We start from the raw sequence: 21505 nt of genomic DNA, 5'->3' as shown, positions 1-21505 counted from the left end.
CCAAAATTGTTTTAGGCGCTACTGCAGTTGTATAGCGTGATGTCCCGCGTCTCGCTTCCCCACGACGCGAAGGCAGGCCCGACCAAATCGGAGGTCCGGGCCGTCCTCGCCAGCAAACTCGCGCTCACAGCGGACGACCACTTCGTCGAAGTCGGGTCCTGTACCGGCGCGGTCACCGTCGAGGCGGCGCGCCGCGCCGGTCGGGTCACCGCCCTCGAACGGAAGCCCGACCGTCTCGACGTGACCCGGAAGAACCTCGCGGCAAACGAGACGAGCGCCGACGTCGAGTTGCGCGAAGCCGAGGCCCCCGACGGCCTGCCAGCGGACGCCGACGCGCTCTTTCTGGGCGGGTCGCGCAACTACGAGGCCGTCCTCGACCACGCCGTCGAGACGGGCGTCGACCGCGTCGTGATGAACGTTTCACGGCTGGAGGTCGCCGGCGCGGCGACCGAGGCGTTTCGCGACCGCGACCTGCTGGAGGGGGTTCTCCAGTTCCAGGTGAGCCACGGCTACGAACTCGCCGGCGCGACGAGTTTCGACTCGCAGAACCCGGTGTACATGCTCGTCGGGAGCGCGAGCGAGGCGGTCGCCGCAGACGGCGGCCGCACGGAGGGCGACCGATGACGCTCTACGGCGTCGGCCTCGGTCCCGGACAGGCCGACCTCGTGACCGTCCGCGGGAAACGCGCCCTCGAAGACGCCGACGTGGTCTACTCGCCCGGCCGACTCTCCCGGTCGGTGGCGACCGAACACGTCCCCGAGGACCGCATCGGCGACCTCGACTTCCCGATGACCCGCGACGAGGAGAAACTCCGGTCGGCGTGGAAGGAGGCGGCCGCCGAGATAGCGACGACCGCCCGCGACGGCGACGCGGCGTTCGTCACGCTGGGGGACCCGAACGTCTACTCGACCTTCGGCCACCTCCGGCGGACGCTCGCGGCGTTCCACCCCGAGGTCGACCTCGAAGTCGTCCCGGGAGTCAGCGCCGTCACCGCGTTCGCGACGGCGCTGGGCGTCGAGATAACCGCCGGGTCCAGTCTCGCACTCAGAGAGGCCGACGGCGGTCGGTCGCCGACCGGTCCCGACCGCATGGTGCTGTTCAAGGTGACCGACGCGCCGGCGACCCACGCTGGCCTCGTCGAGGCCGGCTACGACGTGACCTACGGCCGCCGCCTGTTCATGGAACAGGGCGAGACGCTCGTCACCGACGACCCGACGGCAATCGACGAACGGGATTACTACACGCTGGCCTACGCCGAGAAACCCGAGGCCCGCGTCGAACAGGCGACCGACGCGTTCCTCGAAGCGAGCGACGAGAGCGGTCTGGTCTCGGACGGCGGTGCGCAGGATATCGCCCGACAGGAACGCTCCGAGGGTGCGCTGTGCGGCGACGAGGTGGACCGATGAGCGACGCCGGAGAGACGGACCCGCAGGAGGCCATCGACTCGGTCGCCGGCAACCGCGACGACCGGGTGTACGACCACAGCGCCGGCGACGAACAGGCGGGCATCCCCTTCGTCGGTGCCGGGCCGGGCGACCCGCGCCTGCTGACCGTCGCTGGGCGCGAACTGCTCGCCGACGCCGACCTCGTGGTCCACGCGGGGTCGCTCGTCAACAGCGAACTCTTAGACGAGTACTGTGCCGACGCCGAGACGGTGACCTCCATCGGCAAGGACTTAGAGGAGCTGATTCCACTGATGCGGGACGCCTACGAGGCCGGCGACACGGTCGTCCGCCTCCACAGCGGCGACCCGGCCATCTACGGGGCCGCGCTGGAACAGATGGACGCGCTGGAACACGAGGGGGTCCCGACCTACATCGTCCCCGGGGTCACGAGCGCCTTCGCCGCGAGCGCCACCCTCAGGACGCAGTTGACGCTCAACGAGGTGGCCAACCACGTCGCCTTTACCCGCCCGCAGGGGAAGACCCTGAGCGAAGACGAGGACCACATCTCGGAGTTCGTCGGCATGGGCGACGTGACGACGTGTATCTATCTGGGAACGCACGCCGTCAGCGAGACGATGGACCGACTGTTGGCGGACGGCCACGACCCCGAGACGCCCGTCGCGGCGGTGTACCACGCCTCGTGGCCCGACGAGGACGTCGTGGAGGGCACCATCGCCACCATCGGCGAGAAACTGGAAGCTGCGGGGTACCGCGCCTCCGCGATGGTCGTCGTCGGCGACGCCGTCGGCGGCGAGGACTACGAGCGCTCGTTCCTCTACGGCGACTGGGCGAACCGTTCCGCGGATGGGTCGTCTGATTCGACGGGGGAGGCCGACGATTAGGATGGTCCACTGCTACCGCGTACAGCCAGAAAGCCCCCGGACGCTGGAGTCGCGCGACTCGCCGCGGTCCTCGGCCGTCGGCCTGCGGTCCTCGCGTCGTCGTGCTTCCTCCAGCGCCCGGCCCCTTTCAGTCCACCCTGCGTGGCTGACCGGCCGGCAGTCACGTGCGGTCGCGTCACCGGCCGAGAGGTTCTCATGAGTACGGACAACGACACAGACAGCGGCTCGAACAGTTGCAAAGCGCCCGACTCGGACGGCGAGGTGGCCGAGGACATCGCCATCGTCGCCTTCGAGCGGAAGATGGACACCGCCCAGCAAATCGTCGACGGCATCGGCGACCGCTACGACTCCATCGAGATTCTGGCGTACCACGGTGACGTCTTCGAGGAGCACTGGGGCGAGTACGACTGCTTCGTCGGCCTGATGGCAAGCGGTATCGCGATGCGCAAGACCGCCCACCTGCTGGACGACAAGTGGGACGACCCCGCCATCTGCGTCGTCGACGAGGAACTGACGTGGGCGATTCCCATCACCGGCGGCCACCACGGCGCGAATCAGGTCGCCGACGACCTCGCCTCCATGGGCGCGGTGCCGGCGATGACCACCGCCAGCGAGGCGGCGGGCAAGCAGGGCGTCGAGAAGCAGGCGAAGGCCCTCGATTCCCACGTCGTCAACGGCGACTCGACGGTGGCGACCAACCTCGCGGTGCTGGACGACGAACTCGGCCCCGTCGAGCGACTCGACGGGCCGCGAGCAGTATTGGTCGACGACGACGTGACCGTCCTGAAGCGCAACGGCGAGGACGGCGTGGTGCTGGGGACCGGGAGCGTCGCCGGGGCCGACGTCGAGCAGTTCCACGCCGCGTGGGACCGCGCCCTCGACGAGGCGGGCCTCGACCGCACTGACGTCGACTTCGTCGCCACCGGCACCCGGAAAGCCGACGAGGAAGGGATGCTCGAAGCCGCCGAGGCGTGGGACCTCGGCGTCGTCGCCTTCGAGAAGGAGACCCTCTCGGAGTTCGAGGGGCCCACTCCCTCGCGGTCGAAGGAACTCATCGGGTGGCCGGGCATCGCCGAGGCGTCGGCCATCGCCGGCGGCCGCGACCACGACCTGCTGGCCGAGAAGACGCGCTACGACGAGGCGGTAACGGTGGCGATAGGCGAATGAGCGAGGCCGACGAGGCGTCGGCCGCGACCACGACCGACGGGCGGCGGTCGGCGTACGGCACGCTCTCCGTCGTCGGCATCGGCCCCGGCCTGCCCCACGACATGACCCAGCGAGCGAAGCAGGTTATCCGGACCGCCGACTGTGTCATCGCCTCGAACCTGTATCAGGAGTTCCTCCGGCGAGACGGGACCCTCCCGCCCGAGAGCGCCGAACTCGACGCGAGCGCCGACACCGGCGTCGACGAGGCGGGCACCGTCCTCGAACGCCCCGACGGCACCCGGCAGACACTCGTCCGGTCCTCGATGGGGCGGCAGGTCGAACTCGCCCGCGAGGCCTTCGAGCGCGTTCGCGACGGCGAGGACGTGGCCCACGTCTCCGGCGGCGACCCGAACGTCTACGGGAAATCGGACCTCCTCTTCACGATGGCGGAGGCCGAGGACGCCGGCGACGTGCCCATCGAAATCGTCCCCGGCGTGACGGCGGCGCTGGGCGGGGCGGCCAACCTCGGCGCCCCCCTCTCGAACGACTTCTGCACCGTCTCGCTGTCGGACAAGTGGCGCGGCTGGGACGAGATCGAGGAGAAACTGCGGGCGGCCGCGATTTCGGGGTTCGTCGTCGTCCTGTACAACTGCTGGCGCGACTACGAGCGGGCCGTCTCGGTCCTGCGCGAGGAACGGGCCGACGACGTGCCCGCCGCGATAATCAACGACGCCGGCCGCGGCGAGGCCGGCCGCAACGTCGACGGCGAGACACAGACCATCACGACGCTGGGTGCGTTGCCCGACCACGACGAGAAGGTCGGCGGGATGGGGTCGTCCATCCTCGTCGGCACCCACGAGACCGACGTCTGGGAGAACGACTACCGCGACTTTCTCGTCACCCCGCGCGGCGGGCGTGACGTGGAGGATTTCTGACTTATGAGTACTGACGACACCACCGACGCGAGTACAGACACCGAATCGAAATGCGGAGCGAGCACGTCGACGGAGACGAGCGCGGAGACCGACGACGGTAGTTCGAAGTGCGGCGCGTCGTCGTCGTCCAGCAGTAGCGGGTGCGGGGCGTCCACCGACGACGCCGACGAGGAGGAGGTCGGCGCCACCGTCGACGACTTCGACGCAGACCCCGGACAACTCGTGGCGGTCGGCCTCGGACCCGGCCAACCGGAGGGGATGACCGCCCGCGCGAAGGCGGCCCTGTCCGACGCCGAGCACATCGTCGGCTACACGACCTACGTCGACCTGCTCCCCGACGACATCACGGAGCGCGCCGACGACATCTACGACACGCCGATGTGCGGCGAAGTCTCCCGAACCGAGGAGGCCATCGACCGGGCGCTCGCCGGCAACGACGTCGCCATCATCGGCAGCGGTGACCCGAACGTCTACGCGCTCGCCGGCCTCGCGCTCGAAATCGTCGAATCGAAGGGCGCGACGGCGTCGATGCTAGACTTCGACGTGGTTCCCGGCGTCCCGGCGGCCCAGTCGTGTGCCGCCCGCGTGGGCGCGCCGCTGGTCAACGACACCGTCTCCATCTCGCTGTCGGACCACCTCACCGACATGCCGACCATCGAGTCACGCCTCCACGCCGCCGCCAAGGAGGGATTCACCATCACCATCTACAACCCGTGGAGCCGCAAGCGCCGCGAGAACTACGAGAAATGTTGCGAGATCCTGCTGGAACACCGCGACCCCGAGACGCCGGTCGGCGTCGTCCACGCCGCGGGCCGCGAGGACGAACGGGCCGAAATCGTCGAGTTACAGGACCTGCCCGAGTTGGGCGAGACGGACCTCGTCGACATGACGACGACCCTGCTCGTGGGCAACGAGGACACCTACGTCTGGGACGGACGGATGGTCACGCCGCGTGGCTACGAGACGAAGTACGACTACTGAGCATGTACCGAATCACCATCGACCGCGAGGCCTGCGACGGCGTCTTCGCCTGTCTCGTGCGCGACGACCGGTTCGTGGAGGAGAGCGCGGAGCGGAGCTCCGCGGACCATTCGAGCGGGCAGCGCCCGCGAGAAGACAGCGAGGGCCTCGCCGTGCTGGAGGTCGACGGCGCGGAAGCCGTCGCCGCCACGTTCGACGACGACCGGCGCGAGTCGGCCGAACAGGCGGCCGCCGCCTGTCCGCTGGACGCCATCAGCGTCGAGTCCGTCGACCGCGAGACGGCCGCCGCGACCGGGGAGGCCGAGCAATGAGCATCGAGACCGGCGCACCCGGCGACCTGCTTTCGGCCCATCCCGAGACGGCGTACTTCTGGGGCCGGGTCGCCGCAGACGGGGAGTGCGAGGACGGCTGTGTCACCGTCAGGACGAGCGACGAGACGGCGGCCCGACGGCTGGCGTCCGTCGCTGGGGCCGAACGGGCCGACCACCGCATCGTCGAGCGAGAGTACGCCCACGACACGTCGATAACTCGGACCGAGGACGAGTACACGGTGCAGGTCCTCGGCGGCCTCGCCGATCGGGCCAGCGCCGCGCTGGGCCTGCCCTTCGACGGGCAGGCCGGGGGCTACCGCTTCGATACGCTCGCCGCCCACGACCGGCAACTCCTCCGGGGCCTGCTGGAGGGGTGTGGCACGGTGTGTTTCAAGTCCGACGACGAGGCGGTGGGCGTCTCGTTCGTCCACGAAGACGAGCGCCTCCTCCGGACGGTCCAGTCACTGCTCGACAGCGCCCCCGTCGACGCGCCGTACGACGACCTTGCCGACGCCTCGTCGGGCTACTGGTTCGGCGTCGCGGACGACGCGGTGCCGGACCTCGCGGACTGGGTCTACGACGGGAGCGAAGAGACGGGGCTGTTCGCGCCGAGTCGGCGGCGAAAGCTCCGAAAGAGCGTCGAGCGAGTCCGATGAGCGAAGCGACCGCCGCCCCCGACGGCCTCGACGACGAAGCGGTCCTGCTGGCCGGCCACGGCTCCCGTCGCGAGAAGTCCAACGAACAGGTGCGCGAACTCGCAGCCGACCTCGAAGGACGGCTGGGCATCCCTGTCGACGCCGCCTTCCTCGAACTCGCGGAACCGGCCATCGACGAGGCAATCGCGGGATTGGCTTCGACGGTGTCGCAGGTGACGGTCGTCCACCTCTCGCTGTTCGCCGCCAGCCACGTGAAGAACGACGTGCCGCTGGCGGTCCAACAGGCCCGCGAGGCTCACCCGGGGCTGACTATCAACAACGGCGCGCATCTGGGCGTCCATCCGGCGATTCTGGACTTGCTGGACGACCGGGCGGCCGCCGTCGAGGCCGAGTTGGGCGTCGACCGCGAGGCCGACGACGTGGCCGTGGTGGTGTGTGCCCGCGGGTCCTCTGACCCCGACGCCAACGCTGACGTCCACAAACTCGCCCGCCTGCTGTACGAGGGCCGGGAGTTCTCGCGCGTCGACGCGTCGTTCGTCGGCGTCACCGAACCGCTCTTAGACGAGACGCTCCACGACCTCGCGAAGACCCGGCCTGACGCCGTCGTCGTCCTGCCGTACATGCTCGGCGACGGCGTGCTGACCGGGCGCATCAAGGACGGGGCCGAGGAGTTCGACGCCGAGTACCCCTACGTCGACGCCGCCTACGGCGAACCGCTGGGGACCGACCTGCGCCTGCTCGACGTGCTCGGCGACCGCTGGCAGGAAGCGCGAACGGGCAGCGTCGAGATGTCCTGTGACACCTGCAAGTACAAGGTGGAACTCGACGGCTACGAGGCGGATCAGGGCGGCGCCCGCGCCATGCTCCGGGCGCTGACTCATCAGGCCGAACACGCTGACCGCGAGGACGTCGACGACGACCCGCACGTCCACGACGCCCCGGAGAAACACGTCGCGGTCTGTACCAACCAGACCTGCGCGCAGGACGGCGCGCCCGCCGTCCTCGAACGCCTCCGGCAGGCCGCCCGCGACAGCGACCAGTGTGACGCCCGCATCACGCGCTCGTCCTGTCTCGGGCGCTGTGGCGAGGGACCGATGGTCGCCGTCTACCCCGACGGCGTCTGGTACGGCGGCGTCGCCGAGGGCGACGCCGACAGTATCGTCTCGTCGCATCTGGACCGCGACCGCATCGTCTCCGAACTCGTCGACCAGACGCTGTAACACGATACACCCATGAGCTGCTACGAAATCGAGGCCCTCCGACTGGGCCTCATGAACGTTCTCGGTACCGAAGACGACCACGCGCGCCAGCACGCGAAACAGGAGCTGGAGGGCCACATGACCGGCCCAATCGAGGCACTCGCGAACGCCGGGACGCTCGCAGCTATCGAGCGCCACCTCGACGCGGCGCTCGTCGACTTAGAAGAGGAGATAGCGCGGACCGACAGCGACGACCCCGAGTACGACTACCTGCGGGGCCGACTCGTCGCGGTGCGTGACGCCGAACGGGCGGTACAACGACTGACGACACAGGGCGAGGACGTCCTCGCGGGTCTCGGCGAGGCCCACGACGTCCTCCACGAGGCGTTCCCAGTCGATGAGTGAACACGCGTCGACCGTCACGCTCGGCGACGTGGCGCCGGCTCGCTCACGCCAACAGGGCCGCCGCTCTGCGGTCGCACTGGCCGACGGCGTCGCCGTCGTCGGCACGGCGGACGGCGACCTGCGGGCGGTCGACGTCTCGGGGCCTCGGCCGACGGTCCGCTGGCACCACGAGGGCGACGACGGGCAGAGCGTCGTCGCGGTCGAACCGTTCGGCGGTGGACCTGCCGTCGGCGAGCGCAGCGCCCGCGGTGAGATACGCTGTCACGACGTCGACGGGAGCGTACGGTGGCGCTACGAGACGCGCGAGGACGTCGGGACGCCACAGGACGACACTCGCTTTCTCCTGCCGTTCGTCGCCAGCCTCACGACCGACGGTGACCGCCTGTATGCGGCCGCCCGCCGCTACGAGCGCGTCGACGGGGACCGAACGTTCCAGAGCGTCGTCTACGCGTTCGCGCCGGACGGCGGGGTCGACTGGACCTACCGGACAGACGCCTCGCCTATCTCCCTCTCGGTCCGGGACGACCGTCTCGCCGTCGCGTACAACCGCTGTCCCGGCGACCACCAGCACGGCCTCGTCGTCCTCGACGCCGACGACGGCTCTCCCCGATGGATGTGGGACCCCGGCACCGCGGGCCAGCGACGGGTCGGCGACGTGACACTCCTCGATTCGGGTGCCGTCGTCGCCAGCCACGGTGACTACTGCGGTTACCACCTCGATGCGGACGGCGCGGAGCGCTGGCGCGTCTCGCTGGCACCGTCCCGCACCGTCGACGGCGAGGCAGTGTACGCCTATCCGAACCACGTCCACGCGACCGACGACGGCGCGGTGTTCGTGACCGGCAACACCTACCCCGAGGACGGCCGCCAGACTGACGCCCGTCATCCCCGGGAACACACCGCCGTGGGCGTCTCGCTCGACGGGACCGAACGTTGGACGGGTCCGGTCGGCGGGTTCGCCAGCGGACTCGGTACCGACGGCTCGCTCGTCGCGGTCCCGGGCGCACAGCACTTCCGCGACCGCGACGCCGACGCCCACGCGGTCCGGGTCTACGATACGCTCGGCGGCCGGGTGGCGACCCACGACACGGCGGGCGTCGTCACCGCAGCGGCCGTCGAGGGCGATACGGTCGCCGCCGTCGAGGAACCGGTCGTCTACCACGACGAGGGCCGGGAACGCGGCGCGTACCGCCTCCATCGGTTTTCCGCCGAGTGACGGACCGACCGTCACGACACTGTCGCTCGCCCGGACCAGTCGTCTTCGGTGAGCGTCTGCCCGCCGACCGACCCGACTCTTTTGCCGCTACCGCCCGTGGGACAGATATGGACAGTCCGACGGCCGACGGCGACGCGACCGGAGGTGCCTAGCGTGGGCTTCTTCGAGAAAGCGGGTCGGAAGGTCGAGAAGTTCAAGCAGACGGCCAGCGAGGCGGCCGAAGAGCACCGGACGGCGGAGTGTCCGGCCTGCGGAGAGTCGGTTCCGGACGACGCCGAGGAGTGTCCCCAGTGTGGAGCCGACGCGACCGACGGGAACTGACTCAGTCGGCCGTCGCCGGGTAGTCGGTGTCGACCTGCGTGGTCGCTGGGTCGCCGAGCCACGCGTGGACCGCCGCGAGGGTCGCCCAGAGCAGGGCCTGCCCGAACACGACGGTCCAGCGGTAGGCCGCGACGAGCGCCGCCGGCACGTCGCCGTGGACCGGGTTCGCCGGTGCGAGGACGACTGGGACGGCCAGCAACGCGAGCGGTGCCAGCGTCGCCGCGGCGGTAACGACACGGGGCCGGCCCGCCGTCCGCCGGTACGCCAGCCCGCAAGCCACCGCGACGAGCGCGCCGACGACCATCAGGCCGCCGTACCACGCCAGCCGCGTTTCCGTCGGAAGGGCCTGCTCGACGCCCGGCGGTTGCGGCGGGAGGACGAGCCACGGCGCGCCGGAGACGGTCAGAAAGCCCGCGCCGGCCAGCGCCAGCCGCTTCGTCGCGCCGGTGCCGGGCAGCGCCGGTTCGAGGAGGTAATAGCCCACGCCGAAGACGGCGACGCCGAACAGGAGTCCCCAGAGGACGCCGCCGCCGACGCTCGCGAGCGTCGTCGTCAGTTCCGAGACGACGGGACCGCCCCCGCCGTGGCCGTGTTCGAACGTCTCCAGTCCGGCGGTGAAGCTGTTGCCGACCGTCGCGACGAACAGGCCGTAGGCGAGGCCGCCGCCGACGCCGGCGAGTGCGCCGCGTTCGAGGTGGTCACTCGTCATCAGTGACAGGTGATACCGGCGCTGTGACGGAAGTTGTGCAGCGAGTCGTGGAGCATCGGCTCTTGCACGAACAGGAGCGCGAACCCGAGTGCGGCCACGAGTGCGACCCCCACGGCGACCTGTGTCCCCGAGAGACTGGCTCTGGCGCGTTCGAAACGGTCGTAGACGCTGTCGTCGGTTGGCTGCATTGAAACTCTACTTGCCAAGAGAGCAAGTCAGATTGTAAAACTTCCGGCTGCTCTCACCCGTCGACTGCGGCGTCCACTCGGTCGGCGCTCAGCGCCGAGAGCGGGACCACGTCGGCGGCCGTCTCGCTGGCGACGAGGTCCGTCAGTCCCGCGTGTCCGCCGTCACCGACGTCGACGACGAGAGTACGGTCGGCGACTGTCCCGAGCGCTCTCGCCGCCTCGCGGGTCTCACCGACCGGGCTCCCGTCGGCGGCGTTCGCCCGGCCGTCGGTGACGAGGACGACGACTGCCGCGTCCGGGTCCGCCCGGGCTATCACTTCGCCCGCAGTTCGCAGACCGGCCGGCAGCGGCGTCCGGTCGCCGGTCGGCAGGTCCTTGAGGTGCCGGGCCGCCCGAGTGACGCTGTCGGTCGGCGGCAACACCACGTCGGCGTCCTCGCCGGCGAAGGTGACGAACGCCACTTCGTCGCGGGCCTGATACGCGCCTTTCAGCAACTCCAGCACGGTTCCCTTCGCGGCCCGCATCGCCGACCGCATCGACGCGCTCGCGTCGACGGCGAACACGACCAGCGTCTCGGCGTCGCCCGCCCTGACAGACTGCCGTAGGTCACGGGACCCGACGCCGTCGGCGCCGCGTCTGGCGGCCGCCCGAACCGAGGCCGCCGCGTCCACCTCGTCACCGGCACCGGCCCGCTCGGTCCGCACCGTCGCCCCGCGGTCAGTCCCGGTCGCACTCGCGCGGCCGCTGGCCGCGCCGCCGTCTGTGTCGACGGACGGGGCTGTCATCGTCGGGGCGTCGCTCTCTCCGATGTCCGCACGGGACTGCCCGGGGAGCAGCGGTGGGGCCGCCTCCTCGGTGTCCTCGTCGTCGCTCTCTGGGCCGTCGTCGCCTTCCCGTTCGTCGTCGTCGCGCTCACCGTCGCCCTCGGCGGGCGCTGGCGACCCGTTCCGGTCGCTCTCGTCCGGGTCGCCGCCGGCGTCGTCCCCGCGACTGTCGTCGGTAGACGAGTCACCGGTCGACTCGTCCGTCCCGTCGGCCTCGTCGGCCTCGGACTCTTCGTCGTCGCTTGCGCCGTCGCTCCTCCCCTCGTCCGTCTCGCTCTCTCCCGCCTCGTCCTCGAAGTGGTCGTCGAGCACGTCGTCGACGTCCGGCGGCTCCTCGAACGGCTCGGAGGTCAGCCGGTGCGGGAGCGCGAACTCGGCGGCCTGTTCCACGTCGGACTCCAGCACGGTCGTCCGACCGTCGAGTGCGGCGAAGGCTCGTGCGGCCCGCGCCGTCGCGATGTCGCCGCGGTGGCCGTCGAGTCGGGCGTCCCGGCAGAGTTCGGCTATCTGCTCGCGGAACTCCCGGGCGATGTCGACGTCACCGAGCAACTCGCGGGCCGTCAGCAGGCGTTCCCGAGCGGACTCGTCCTCGTCTGGGTCGTCCGGGTCGACCGTCTCGTCGCCCCCCAGCGCACGGTCGATGATGGCTACCCGGTCGTCGACACCCTCGCAGGCCGTGACCTCGGTCTGGAGGGCGAAGCGGTCCCGGAGTTGGGGCCGCAACTCCCCTTCCTCGGGGTTCATCGTCCCGACGAGCGTGAACTCGGCGGGGTGGGTCACCGTCACGCCGTCGCGTTCGACGCGGTTGACGCCGCTCGCGGCCGCATCCAGCAGGACGTCCACGAGGTGGTCGTCGAGCAGGTTCACCTCGTCGACGTAGAGGACGCCGCGGTTGGCCCGCGCCAGCAGGCCGGCGTCGAACTCGTACTCGCCGCCCAGCGCGTCGGCCACCGAAAGCGTCCCGACCACGCGGTCCCGCGTCGCACCCAGCGGCAGCGTCACGAGCGGCACCGACCGCTCCTCGACCGGCGGGTCGGCGCGCTCTCGACAGTCCGCACACTGCCGGTCGGCGTCGTCGGGCGGACAGCCGTACGGACAGTCGGCGACGGCCCGCTGGCTCGGCAGCAGGTCCGCCAGCGCCCGCACGGCCGTCGACTTTGCGGTGCCTTTCTCGCCGCGGACCAGCAACCCGTCGAGGCTGTCGTCGGCGGCGACCGCCAGCAGTCCGTCCTTGAGGTCGCGCTGGCCGACCACGCCGGAGAACGACGGCCCCTGCGAAGCTTTTTTGCCCGCACCGAATACAACCATACTTGTATTAGTACAAACGGGAGTTTAACAACCTTATGCCACACATCGGACTCTACACCGCGACGGAGAACGAACTCGGGGCCGTCCAGCGCGCCGCCTCGGCGGTCGACGCCGACCTCACGGTGCGCTCGGAGAGCGACTTAGACGACGAACCGGCCGTCGAGTCGTTCCTCACAGAACTGGAGACGGCCGACGCCGTCGTCCTCTGGCTTCACGGCGCCGAGGACAGCATGCCGGGGTACGAACGCGCCGTCGAGCGACTGCGGGCGGCGGGCGTCCCGCTGGTCGTGAAGGCGACCGGCGACGCCTTCGCGTTCGAGGACACGTCCGTCCCCGACGATCACCGCGAGACGGTCTACGAGTACTTAGAGCGGGGCGGGGCGAGCAACGTCGCCAACTGCGCGCGCTACCTCGTCGCGCAGTACGGCGACGCCGACCCCGCCTACGACGACCCGGTCCATCTCCCGACGGAGGGGGTCTACCACCCGGACCACCCCGCCGCGGGGTTCGAGGACCTGTACGCCACCTTCGACCCCGAGAAACCGACCGTCGCCGTCTGGTTCTACGAGTCCCACTGGACCCACGAGAACACCCGCTACGTCGACGCGCAGGTGCGGGCCATCGAACGCGAGGGGGCGAACGCGCTCCCCGTCTTCTGTGAACCGGCGACCGACGCCGAGGGGCAGTGGAACGCCGAACAGGTGACCGAGGAGTGGTTGTTGGACGCCGACGGGAACCCGCGCGTGGACGCCGTCTGTTCGTCGTTCATGTTCTCGCTGTCGATGGACGAACGCGGGCGGAGCGCCAGCGACGAGGGCGACGGTGCCGAGGACGTGTTCCTCGACCGCCTGGGCGTGCCGGTCCTCCAGACGGTGACGACGATGCGCTCGCGCTCCCGGTACGATTCGAGCGACACCGGCGTGATGGGCTTCGAACTCGCGCTCTCGGTGGCCCTGCCGGAGTTCGACGGCAACGTGATTACGCATCCCATCTCCGGGAAGGAACGCACCGACGACGACGCCGACATCGGAAGCGCCCCCAAACAGCACTTCCCCATCGACGACCGGGTCGACCACGTCGCCCGCCTCGCGGTCAACTGGGCCGACCTTCGTCACACGCCAAACGACGAGAAGAACGTGGCCGTCGTCCTCCACAACTACCCGCCCAGCGACGACGGTATCGGGACGGCCTTCGGCCTCGATTCGCCGGAGAGCACGGTGAACCTCTTAGACGAACTCGACGCGCGGGGGTACGATACCGGAGGGGAACTGCCCGACTCCGGCCAGTCGCTCGTCGAGCGCTTGACTGCTCAACTGACGCTGGACGACCGCTGGGTCGCGCCCGAGGACGTCCGCGAGCTGAGCGTCGACACCGTCTCGCCCGACCAGTACGCCGAGTGGTTCGACGCCCTCGATTCGGGCTTCTGCGAGAACGTCACCGAGGAGTGGGGCGACCCGCCCGACCGGCCGTTCGCCGTCCCCGGCGTAGAGTTCGGTAACGTCCTCGTCACCGTCCAGCCTCCGCGCGGGTTCGGGATGGACCCCTCGAAGGTGTACCACGACTCGGACCTCCAGCCACCCCACGACTACGTCGCCTTCTACCGCTGGCTCCGCAACGCCTACGAAGCCGACGCCGTCGTCCATCTGGGCACCCACGGCAGTCTGGAGTGGCTCCCCGGCAAGACGGTGGGGCTGGACGGCGAGAGCGCGCCCGACCAGCTCATCGACGACCTGCCGAACGTCTACCCCTACATCGTCAACAACCCCGGCGAGGGCACGCAGGCCAAGCGTCGGTCCTACGCCGCTATCGTCGACTACCTCACGCCGGTGATGGCCAACGCCGGCACCTACGACGACCTCGCCGACCTCGAAGAACTGGCCGACCGCTACCGCGAGGCCGGCATGGAGGACGCCCGAACGGACGACGGCGACCATCTCGCGGACCTGCTCCGCGAGACGGTCGACGAACTGGACCTCGCCGTCGAACTCGGTATCGAGCGCGAGGCGCGCAGCGCCTCGGAACGGTCGAGCGGGGAGCGCAGCGACCCGCGAGACGAAGCGGGCACGACCCTCGTCGAGGGCGACGACCTCTCCATCGACGAACTGGTCGAGCGCGTCCACGAGTACCTCACCGACGTCAAGACGACCCAGATTCGGAAGGGCCTGCACACGATGGGCGAACCGCCCGCCGACGACCGTCTCGTCGATTACCTCGTCGCGCTCACGCGACTGGAGAACCCCGGCGCGCCCTCTCTGCGCGAGAGTGTTGCGGGTGTGTTGGGCGTCGACTACGACAACCTCCGGAACGCCCCCGGCGAGTACGACGAGGCGCTGGGGATGACCTACGCCGAGGCCGCCGACCACGTCCACGAGACGAGCAAAGAACTGGTTCGGACGCTCGCCGACCACGGCTTCGACGTGCCCGAGAGCGAACTCGACGACGGGGACAGCGAGGTCAACATGAACCTGCTCGTGGTCGACATCGACCCACTCGGGGACGCACGCGCCCGGTCGGGCGCTCACGACGACCTGCGCGAGGTGCTTTCCTACGTCTGCGAGGAGGCTGCCCCGCGGGTCGCCGGCGCGGCCGACGAGATACCCCGAACCGCAGATGCCCTCGAAGGAGAATACGTCCCGCCGGGTGGCTCGGGCGCACCGACCCGCGGCGGCGTCGACCTGCTCCCGACGGCGCGGAACTTCTACACGCTTGACCCGCGGAAGGTCCCGGCCAAATCCGCGTGGGACGTCGGGAGCGAGGTCGCCGAGGGCGTCCTCGAGAGACATGTCAGCGCGGCGCGAAGCGCCGCGGACCAGTCGAGCGGAGAGTCCGACGAACCGCGAGACGAGACCGACGAAGGCGACTACCCCGAAGAGGTAGGCGTCGTCGTCTGGGGGACGCCGACCGTGCGAACGCGCGGGGAGACCATCGCACAGGTCCTCGCGCTGATGGGGGTCGAACCGGTCTGGTCCGACGCCGGCCGCGTCGAGGACGTCGACCCGATTCCGCTGGACGAACTCGGCCGGCCGCGAATCGACGTGACGACGCGTGTCTCCGGTCTGTTCCGTGACGCGTTCCCCGCCGCCGCGAGCGTCGTTCACGACGCCGTCGAGGCCGTCGTGGACCTCGACGAACCGCCGGAGATGAACTACGTGAAAAAGCACGTCGAGGAGGAGACAGCGGACCTCATCGAAGGCGGGATGGCCGAAGGCGACGCCCGCGACGCCGCGACGCACCGCGTGTTCACGACCCGACCCGGCGGCTACGGTGCCGGGACGAACAAGGCCGTCGACGAGGGGAACTGGGAGGACCGCTCGGACCTCGCCGACGTGTACGTCCAGTGGGGCGGCTACGCGATGGGGTCGCGGGGCCGCGTCAGCGACGCCCACGACGCCTTCGAGCGCCGCCTCGCCTCCGTCGAGGCGACGGTCAAGATAGAGGATACCGCCGAACAGGACGAGTTCGACTCCTCTGATTGGTACGCCTTCCACGGCGGGTTCATCTCCGCCGTGACCGAGATAGCCGGCGAGGAACCAGATTCCTACGTAGGCGACTCGTCGGACCCCGACAACGTCGACGTCTATACCAACGAGGAGAAGGTCCGGAAGGCGATGCGCGCCCGCGTCCTCAACCCATCGTGGCTCGACTCGATGGAGGAACACGACTACAAGGGCGCCGGCGACCTCTCGACGACGGTCGACGTGGTGTTGGGGTGGGACGCGACCACCGGCGTCGTCAGCGACACGCTCTGGGCGGACGTTGCCGAACGCTACGCCTTCGACGAGGACAGACAGGAGTGGCTCCGGGACGTGAACCCGTGGGCGCTGGACTCGATTACGGACACGCTCTTGGAGGCCATCGACCGCGGCCTCTGGGACGCCGATGCCGAGACCGAGGAGCGGTTGCGGGACCTGCATCTCGACGTCGACGGTGACCTGGAGGCGCGTGCCGGGAGTGGTCCCGGCGGCGACCCCACGGAGGTGACGAGCGATGACGACTGATCGCGCGAAGCAGGAGGATTCGCGAGACGGAGGCGGCGAAGCCGCCGCCGACGACTTCGAGGACTACGCCGACCTCGGCGCGACTACGGAGAACGCGATGGACATCGCGGAGACGTCGATGGACCGCGTGCGCGAACTGGTCCCAGACGAGACGCTGGCCGACCGGATTCGCCAGAAGTCCGTCCACGCGACCGGCGACCCCGAGTTCCAGCACCTGGTCCGGTTCACCGGCGTCGACGACGACGAACCGGTCAGGGCGGGCGCGCGTGCGGTCCTCGATACGGCCCCCGTCGTCACCGACATCACGATGGTGAAAGCCGGTATCACCGGCCGAGGCCACGACTGTCCGGTCCGGAAGGCAATCGGTAACGGCGCCGACCTCGCGGCCGAGACGGGGATGACCCGGACCGCCGCCTCGGTCCTCGAACTCGACAGGGAGGGCGTCTACGACGGATCTATTGCCGTCGTAGGTAACGCTCCGACGGCGGCGCTCGCACTCGCAGACTGCATCGAGGACGGCACCCGTCCCGCCGTCGTCGTTGCCACGCCGGTCGGATTCGTGAAGGCCGCTGAGAGCCGCAAACGCCTCCGCGAGGTCGCCGCCGATCACGGCGTCCCGGCCATCACGAACGTCGGGCGTCGCGGCGGGTCCGGACTCGCGGCGGGACTCACGAACGAGTTGATTCACGTGGCTTCGGACGCTCGCGAGGGGGCGGTCGATCTGTGACCGCTCCCTCGGAAAGAACGAGCGGGGAGGATGGACCCGCGAGCCGCGAGGGGGCGGTCGACCTCGATGGCTGACGACTACGACCTCGATTCGGGACCGGACCCGGCGACCCTCGCGGCCGCGGCCCCGGAGGACCCCGACGCCGCCCGCCCGGTCTACGCTGTCGGCATCGGCCCGGGGAACCTCGACTACCTCACGCCGCGGGGCGAACGAGCCATCCGCGAGGCCGACGTGGTCGTCGGCTTCGAGACGGTCGTCGAGTTCGTCGCCGACCGCACCGACGCCGACCTGCTGACCTGCGGGTATCGAGACGAGAGCGAGACGCTGGCGACGTTCGCCGAGCGGGTGGCGTCGGGCGAGCGCGGGGCGGCGGTCCTGATGGGCGACCCGAACCACTCTGGCTATCAGTTCGTCGGGAAGGTCCAGCGCACCGTCGACGCGCCGGTCAGGGTCGTCCCCGGCATCTCCTCGCTTCAGATGGCGGCGAGTCGCGCCCGGACGCCGATGGAAGACACGACGTTCGTCACGCTCCACAAGAGCGGCGACCTCTCGCCCGACCGCGAGCGGCTACGCCGTGACGTCGGCGAGCGGCACCTACTGGTGTTGCCCCGACCGTACGACCTGATGCCCGGTGACGTCGCCGCCGACCTCGTCGAGTCCGGAGCGGACCCGGACCTGCCGGCGCTAGTGTACGAGCGACTCACCCACGAGAACGAACAGCGAACCGCGACCACCCTCGGTACCCTCACCGACCACGCCGGCGGTGACGGCGCCGACGGGACGCCCTTCTCCGACCTCTCGGTGCTCGTGGTCCGGCGGGACTGACTACCGGCCCTCGCCGTCGGTCGCCATCGCGCGTGCCGTCGCGGTCAACGTCTCCTCGAAGGTCTGTGGCGTCGGACCCGTATCGAGGGCGCGTTCGGTCTCGACGGTCGAGACGATGGCTTCGGTGACGTGTTCGTGGTCGCCGAGCGGGGCAGCGTATGTCAGCCCACCACGGCCGAGCTGGAGCTTCTCCGGGATGTAGTCGGCTGTGGCGGGACACTCGCTGAGAAAGAGCGGCACCGCGACGGCGTGGTCGCCGGTGAGGTTGTAGCGGACACACTCTACCGCGGGGTTCTGCCGCAGGTAGCAGGGGACGACTTCGCCGAACGCGGACCGTCGACGGAGTCGCTCGGCGTGGTACTCCGTGACCTGTCGCTGGTACGGTCGCCTGCTCGACCCCGCTGCGACCAGTGCCACCGACGTTCCGGGGTCGGTCGGGGCGGCTGCTGCCGCCCGGGCTTCGATGGCGGCGGTCACGAGCGCGTTCCGACCGACGGGCTCACAGTATCGCACCGTCGCGTCGAGGTCGTCCAGCAGCGTCGGCACCGTCCGGAGCGTCGTGTGATCGTGTGCGACCGTCAGCGGCACCGCGACGACCCGGTCCGTGTCGAGGTCGGCGACGGCATCGGTCAGCGTCCGACGTGGCTCCTCGCCGTAGGTCAGCAACCGAACGTCGTCCACGAGGTCCCGGTCCCGGAGCCGCCGGGCGTGCGTCTCGAACGCGGTCGTCGCGCGGGCAGTCTCTCGACCGATGAGCAGGAGTGTTTCGTGAGGCATGGGTTCTCTGCGGACTAAATCAAGTCAGATTGATTTAGCCAAACTATTGTTGCCTTGACGATGGAACGCGGGCACTAATAGCTTGTGGTCACCTGCCTCGCGGCCCGACGCTTATTTCCCTCGCGGTGGTTACCCCGGTATGACCGTCTACGAGACAGACGTTCCCGGCGTGGGCAAGAAGTTCGAGGTGGAACTCGACGGGGACGAGCGACTCGTCATCGTCATCCACCACGACGGGAAACGCGAAGTGTTCCACAAGGACGGGCCGGACGTCGACGCCGACCGCCTGTTCACGCTCTCCGGTCGGCAGGCCCGCGAGATAGGTGCTATCCTGCAGGGCGCGTATTTTCAGCCGGTCGAGACGGACTCGGTGGACGTCCCGCTGGGCGACGCCATCATCGAGTGGGTCGACGTCGAGGCCGACTCGCCGCTCGCGGGCCAGACGCTGGCCGACGCGAAGGTCCGCCAGCAGACCGGGGCGTCCATCATCGCTATCCAGCGCGACGAGGAGACGCTCCCGAATCCCGACCCCAACGACACCATCACCGCTGGCGACATCCTCGTGACGCTGGGGACCCGCGACGAACAGTCGGCGCTCGAAGACCTGATCACCCCCGACGACGATGGCTGAACTCCTTCTCGAAGTCGGTATCGCCGTCCTCGGGGTCGCCCTCGCGGGCATGCTGGCGGGGCGTATCGGCCTCTCGGTCATCCCGGCGTACATCCTCGTCGGCGTCCTACTGGGTCCCAACGAGCCGACGGCGCTGTTGGGCGTCCCCGTCGCCCTCGTGAACGAGGGGGAGGTCATCGACGTGCTGGCGGAACTGGGCGTCGTCTTCCTGCTGTTCTTCCTCGGGTTGGAGTTCAGCGTCGACCAGTTGCTCCGGGACCGCCGGAAGATATCCGCCGTCGGCGCGCTGGACTTCGTCGTCAACTTCGGCATCGGCGCGGTCATCGGCCTCGCCTTCGGGTGGACGCTCGTCGAGACGCTGTTTCTGGCGGGTATCGTCTACATCTCCTCGTCGGCCGTCGTCACGAAATCGCTCATCGAGACGGGGTGGATAGCCAACGCGGAGTCCAGTCCCATCCTCGGAACCCTCGTGTTCGAGGACATCCTCATCGCCGTCTACCTCGCCCTGCTGGCGGCCATCACCGGCGGCGGGGGCTTGCAGTCGGCGGCCACCTCCGTCGGCGTGGCCTTCCTCTTTCTCGGCGGCCTCTCGGTCGCCGCGTGGTACGGCGCCGGGTGGTTCGAGCGGTTCTTTGCGACTGGCTCCGACGAACAGTTCGTCCTGCGGGTCGTCGGACTGACCACCGTCGTCGCGGGGGCGGCGCTGGCACTGGGCGTCAGCGAGGCCGTCGCCGCCTTCTTCCTCGGCACCGGCCTCAGCCAGACGACCCACGTAGAGCGCATCGAACACATCGTCGCGCCGGCCCGGGACCTCTTTGCGGCCGTCTTCTTCTTCGCCATCGGTCTCTCGACGGACGTGACGCTGCTCGCGGGCGTCGCCGGCCTCCTCGCGGTGGCGGTGGTGGCGACGACGGCCGGGAAACTCTTCAGCGGGACCCTCTCGGGCCGGGTGTACGGTCTGAACCAGCGGCGCTCGCTCCGGGTCGGACTGGGACTGGTTCCCCGCGGCGAGTTCTCGCTGGTCCTCGTCGCACTCGCGGCCAGCATCGGCACCGGCCGACTCGGCTCCGTCATCCCCGCGTTCGCCGTCGGCTACGTCCTCGTGATGAGCGTCGTCGGGAGCGTCCTCGTCGACCGGGCCGACGGCATCACCGACGCCGTCCTGTCGGTGACGGGCGGCGACCGAGCTAGCTAACCGCGTTTCTCTCCGGCGGGGTCCGCCGGCTAGCGCTCTAGCTAGCGTCTGTCGAGCGACGATGTCGGCTCTCACCCGCCGCAGCGTGTGCCGTTTGCGGCGACGACGTCTGGTCTCATTGCTCGCCAACGAGATTCCAGCCGCCACTGACCCACGCAACGTTGCCGATTCGTCGAAACCCGCCAACGCCGACAGGTGCCATCCTCACTCGGGGATGTAAAAATCAGACTTCGACTTTTTGTACGGCGAGGCGTTTTTGAGTTTGGCGATCTTGGCCGGACTTCGATGTCGGACGATGACGACGTCGTAGGACTCGTCTGCTGCAACGGTTCCCCCTACGCTGCTCACTCCTGTAACGAGATGCCCGGCGTTTTCACTGCCGATGAAGACCATCGATGCGTCTTCTTCCCGCGCCACTCTCCGCAGGTGTTTCGCTATAGTGCCGGATGGAGCGTACCGATCTACGACTTTGTGTCGGAAATCGGCACTTGGGCATAACTCTGTCACTTGCTCGTGTAACGTGGCAACGACAGACGCCATATCAAACGCTTCGTCCTGCTCGATCCAGCCGTGTTCTCTGGCATAGTCCGCCTTTCCCGCCGGGATTACGCTTACAGCTAACACGTCTTCGTCGAACACGTTCCCGAACTCCGTGGCGCGGACGAGTGCTGCTTCAGCTAGCTCTGATCCATCGAACGGAACAACCAGCGTCATGCTTCGATATTTTCGGCCACGACGAAAACACATCTGATTGTTTTCACGCGATGAAAAACCGACGATACGATCGACTCCGATCGATCGGGAGTCCGATTCCAAACGAGTGTTCCAGACGCTCTCGAACCTCGGCACGAATTCTCTGCACCCAA

22 protein-coding genes are annotated in these 21505 nt (G+C 69.3%); 17 read left to right on the top strand and 5 right to left on the bottom strand.

Features of this window, described 5'->3' with window-relative positions; all coding sequences use genetic code 11:
• The first annotated feature begins 39 nt into the window (after positions 1–39).
• The 12 genes from cbiT (at position 40) to NDI85_RS13135 (ending at position 9457) form a co-directional block, all read left to right on the top strand.
• On the top strand, positions 40–624 hold the full coding sequence (cbiT, locus tag NDI85_RS13190; RefSeq protein WP_310916042.1) for a precorrin-6Y C5,15-methyltransferase (decarboxylating) subunit CbiT: 585 nt from the start codon (positions 40–42) through the stop codon (positions 622–624).
• Positions 621–1406 carry a cobalt-factor II C(20)-methyltransferase gene (locus NDI85_RS13185; RefSeq protein WP_310916041.1) on the top strand — a complete coding sequence of 262 codons (786 nt, stop codon included), beginning with the start codon at positions 621–623 and terminating at the stop codon, positions 1404–1406. The genes cbiT and NDI85_RS13185 overlap by 4 nt, the downstream gene beginning before the upstream one ends.
• The gene (locus NDI85_RS13180; protein WP_310916040.1) at positions 1403–2287 is read left to right on the top strand and encodes an SAM-dependent methyltransferase; all 885 of its coding nucleotides are present in this window, start codon (positions 1403–1405) and stop codon (positions 2285–2287) included. Before NDI85_RS13185 ends, NDI85_RS13180 begins: the two co-directional genes overlap by 4 nt.
• Before the next feature lie 195 nt (positions 2288–2482).
• Positions 2483–3454, top strand: a complete 972-nt coding sequence (gene cbiG / locus NDI85_RS13175) for a cobalt-precorrin 5A hydrolase (RefSeq protein WP_188995752.1) — start codon at positions 2483–2485, stop codon at positions 3452–3454.
• On the top strand, positions 3451–4368 hold the full coding sequence (locus tag NDI85_RS13170) for an SAM-dependent methyltransferase (protein WP_310916039.1): 918 nt from the start codon (positions 3451–3453) through the stop codon (positions 4366–4368). The genes cbiG and NDI85_RS13170 overlap by 4 nt, the downstream gene beginning before the upstream one ends.
• 3 nt (positions 4369–4371) lie before the next feature.
• Entirely contained in the window at positions 4372–5349 is a 978-nt protein-coding gene (gene cobJ / locus NDI85_RS13165; protein WP_188995756.1) for a precorrin-3B C(17)-methyltransferase, read from the top strand.
• Between the two features lie 2 nt (positions 5350–5351).
• Complete coding sequence (locus NDI85_RS13160; protein WP_310916037.1) at positions 5352–5660, top strand: ferredoxin; 309 nt, start codon at positions 5352–5354, stop codon at positions 5658–5660.
• On the top strand, positions 5657–6316 hold the full coding sequence (locus tag NDI85_RS13155) for a cobalamin biosynthesis protein (RefSeq protein ID WP_310916036.1): 660 nt from the start codon (positions 5657–5659) through the stop codon (positions 6314–6316). Before NDI85_RS13160 ends, NDI85_RS13155 begins: the two co-directional genes overlap by 4 nt.
• Positions 6313–7536, top strand: coding sequence for a CbiX/SirB N-terminal domain-containing protein (locus NDI85_RS13150; RefSeq protein ID WP_310916034.1), 1224 nt, complete (start codon positions 6313–6315; stop codon positions 7534–7536). Before NDI85_RS13155 ends, NDI85_RS13150 begins: the two co-directional genes overlap by 4 nt.
• A 12-nt stretch (positions 7537–7548) precedes the next feature.
• On the top strand, positions 7549–7920 hold the full coding sequence (locus NDI85_RS13145) for a DUF3209 family protein (protein ID WP_310916033.1): 372 nt from the start codon (positions 7549–7551) through the stop codon (positions 7918–7920).
• Positions 7913–9136: a PQQ-binding-like beta-propeller repeat protein gene (locus NDI85_RS13140; RefSeq protein WP_310916032.1), complete on the top strand. Its 1224-nt coding sequence runs from the start codon at positions 7913–7915 to the stop codon at positions 9134–9136. Before NDI85_RS13145 ends, NDI85_RS13140 begins: the two co-directional genes overlap by 8 nt.
• A gap of 153 nt (positions 9137–9289) precedes the next feature.
• Positions 9290–9457 (top strand): zinc-ribbon domain-containing protein, encoded by a 168-nt coding sequence (locus tag NDI85_RS13135; protein ID WP_188995767.1) that lies wholly within the window; start codon positions 9290–9292, stop codon positions 9455–9457.
• 1 nt (position 9458) lies between these two features.
• Here NDI85_RS13135 and NDI85_RS13130 read toward each other — a convergent pair whose 3' ends face one another.
• Genes NDI85_RS13130 through NDI85_RS13120 form a run of 3 tightly spaced genes read right to left on the bottom strand, consistent with a single transcriptional unit; the run spans position 9459 to position 12486 of the window.
• A complete protein-coding gene (locus NDI85_RS13130; protein WP_310916031.1) occupies positions 9459–10166 on the bottom strand; it encodes a CbtA family protein in 708 nt (235 codons plus the stop codon).
• A complete protein-coding gene (locus tag NDI85_RS13125; protein ID WP_188995771.1) occupies positions 10166–10354 on the bottom strand; it encodes a CbtB domain-containing protein in 189 nt (62 codons plus the stop codon). Before NDI85_RS13125 ends, NDI85_RS13130 begins: the two co-directional genes overlap by 1 nt.
• A 53-nt stretch (positions 10355–10407) precedes the next feature.
• Positions 10408–12486, bottom strand: coding sequence for a VWA domain-containing protein (locus NDI85_RS13120; RefSeq protein WP_310916030.1), 2079 nt, complete (start codon positions 12484–12486; stop codon positions 10408–10410).
• Between the two features lie 35 nt (positions 12487–12521).
• Here NDI85_RS13120 and cobN point away from each other — a divergent pair, with 35 nt between their 5' ends.
• The 3 genes from cobN to NDI85_RS13105 all read left to right on the top strand — a co-directional run bounded on the left by cobN (position 12522) and on the right by NDI85_RS13105 (position 18036).
• Entirely contained in the window at positions 12522–16484 is a 3963-nt protein-coding gene (gene cobN, locus NDI85_RS13115) for a cobaltochelatase subunit CobN (protein WP_310916029.1), read from the top strand.
• The gene (locus tag NDI85_RS13110) at positions 16474–17211 is read left to right on the top strand and encodes a precorrin-8X methylmutase (protein WP_310916028.1); all 738 of its coding nucleotides are present in this window, start codon (positions 16474–16476) and stop codon (positions 17209–17211) included. The genes cobN and NDI85_RS13110 overlap by 11 nt, the downstream gene beginning before the upstream one ends.
• Before the next feature lie 66 nt (positions 17212–17277).
• A complete protein-coding gene (locus NDI85_RS13105; protein WP_310916027.1) occupies positions 17278–18036 on the top strand; it encodes a cobalt-precorrin-7 (C(5))-methyltransferase in 759 nt (252 codons plus the stop codon).
• On the opposite strand, the gene NDI85_RS13100 is transcribed toward NDI85_RS13105, so the two are convergent.
• Positions 18037–18813: a CbiX/SirB N-terminal domain-containing protein gene (locus NDI85_RS13100; RefSeq protein ID WP_188995780.1), complete on the bottom strand. Its 777-nt coding sequence runs from the start codon at positions 18811–18813 to the stop codon at positions 18037–18039.
• A gap of 139 nt (positions 18814–18952) precedes the next feature.
• Here NDI85_RS13100 and NDI85_RS13095 point away from each other — a divergent pair, with 139 nt between their 5' ends.
• The gene (locus NDI85_RS13095; RefSeq protein WP_188995782.1) at positions 18953–19444 is read left to right on the top strand and encodes a cation:proton antiporter regulatory subunit; all 492 of its coding nucleotides are present in this window, start codon (positions 18953–18955) and stop codon (positions 19442–19444) included.
• Positions 19437–20639: a cation:proton antiporter gene (locus tag NDI85_RS13090; protein WP_310916026.1), complete on the top strand. Its 1203-nt coding sequence runs from the start codon at positions 19437–19439 to the stop codon at positions 20637–20639. The genes NDI85_RS13095 and NDI85_RS13090 overlap by 8 nt, the downstream gene beginning before the upstream one ends.
• Before the next feature lie 204 nt (positions 20640–20843).
• On the opposite strand, the gene NDI85_RS13085 is transcribed toward NDI85_RS13090, so the two are convergent.
• Entirely contained in the window at positions 20844–21353 is a 510-nt protein-coding gene (locus NDI85_RS13085) for a universal stress protein (protein WP_310916025.1), read from the bottom strand.
• Between the last annotated feature and the right edge of the window lie 152 nt (positions 21354–21505).

The sequence above is a fragment of the Haloarcula sp. S1AR25-4 genome (assembly GCF_031624555.1).
In the GTDB taxonomy this organism is placed as follows: domain Archaea; phylum Halobacteriota; class Halobacteria; order Halobacteriales; family Haloarculaceae; genus Haloarcula; species Haloarcula pellucida.
Note: the sequence above shows the minus strand (reverse complement) of the source record. Positions and strands in the feature narration are given on the sequence as shown.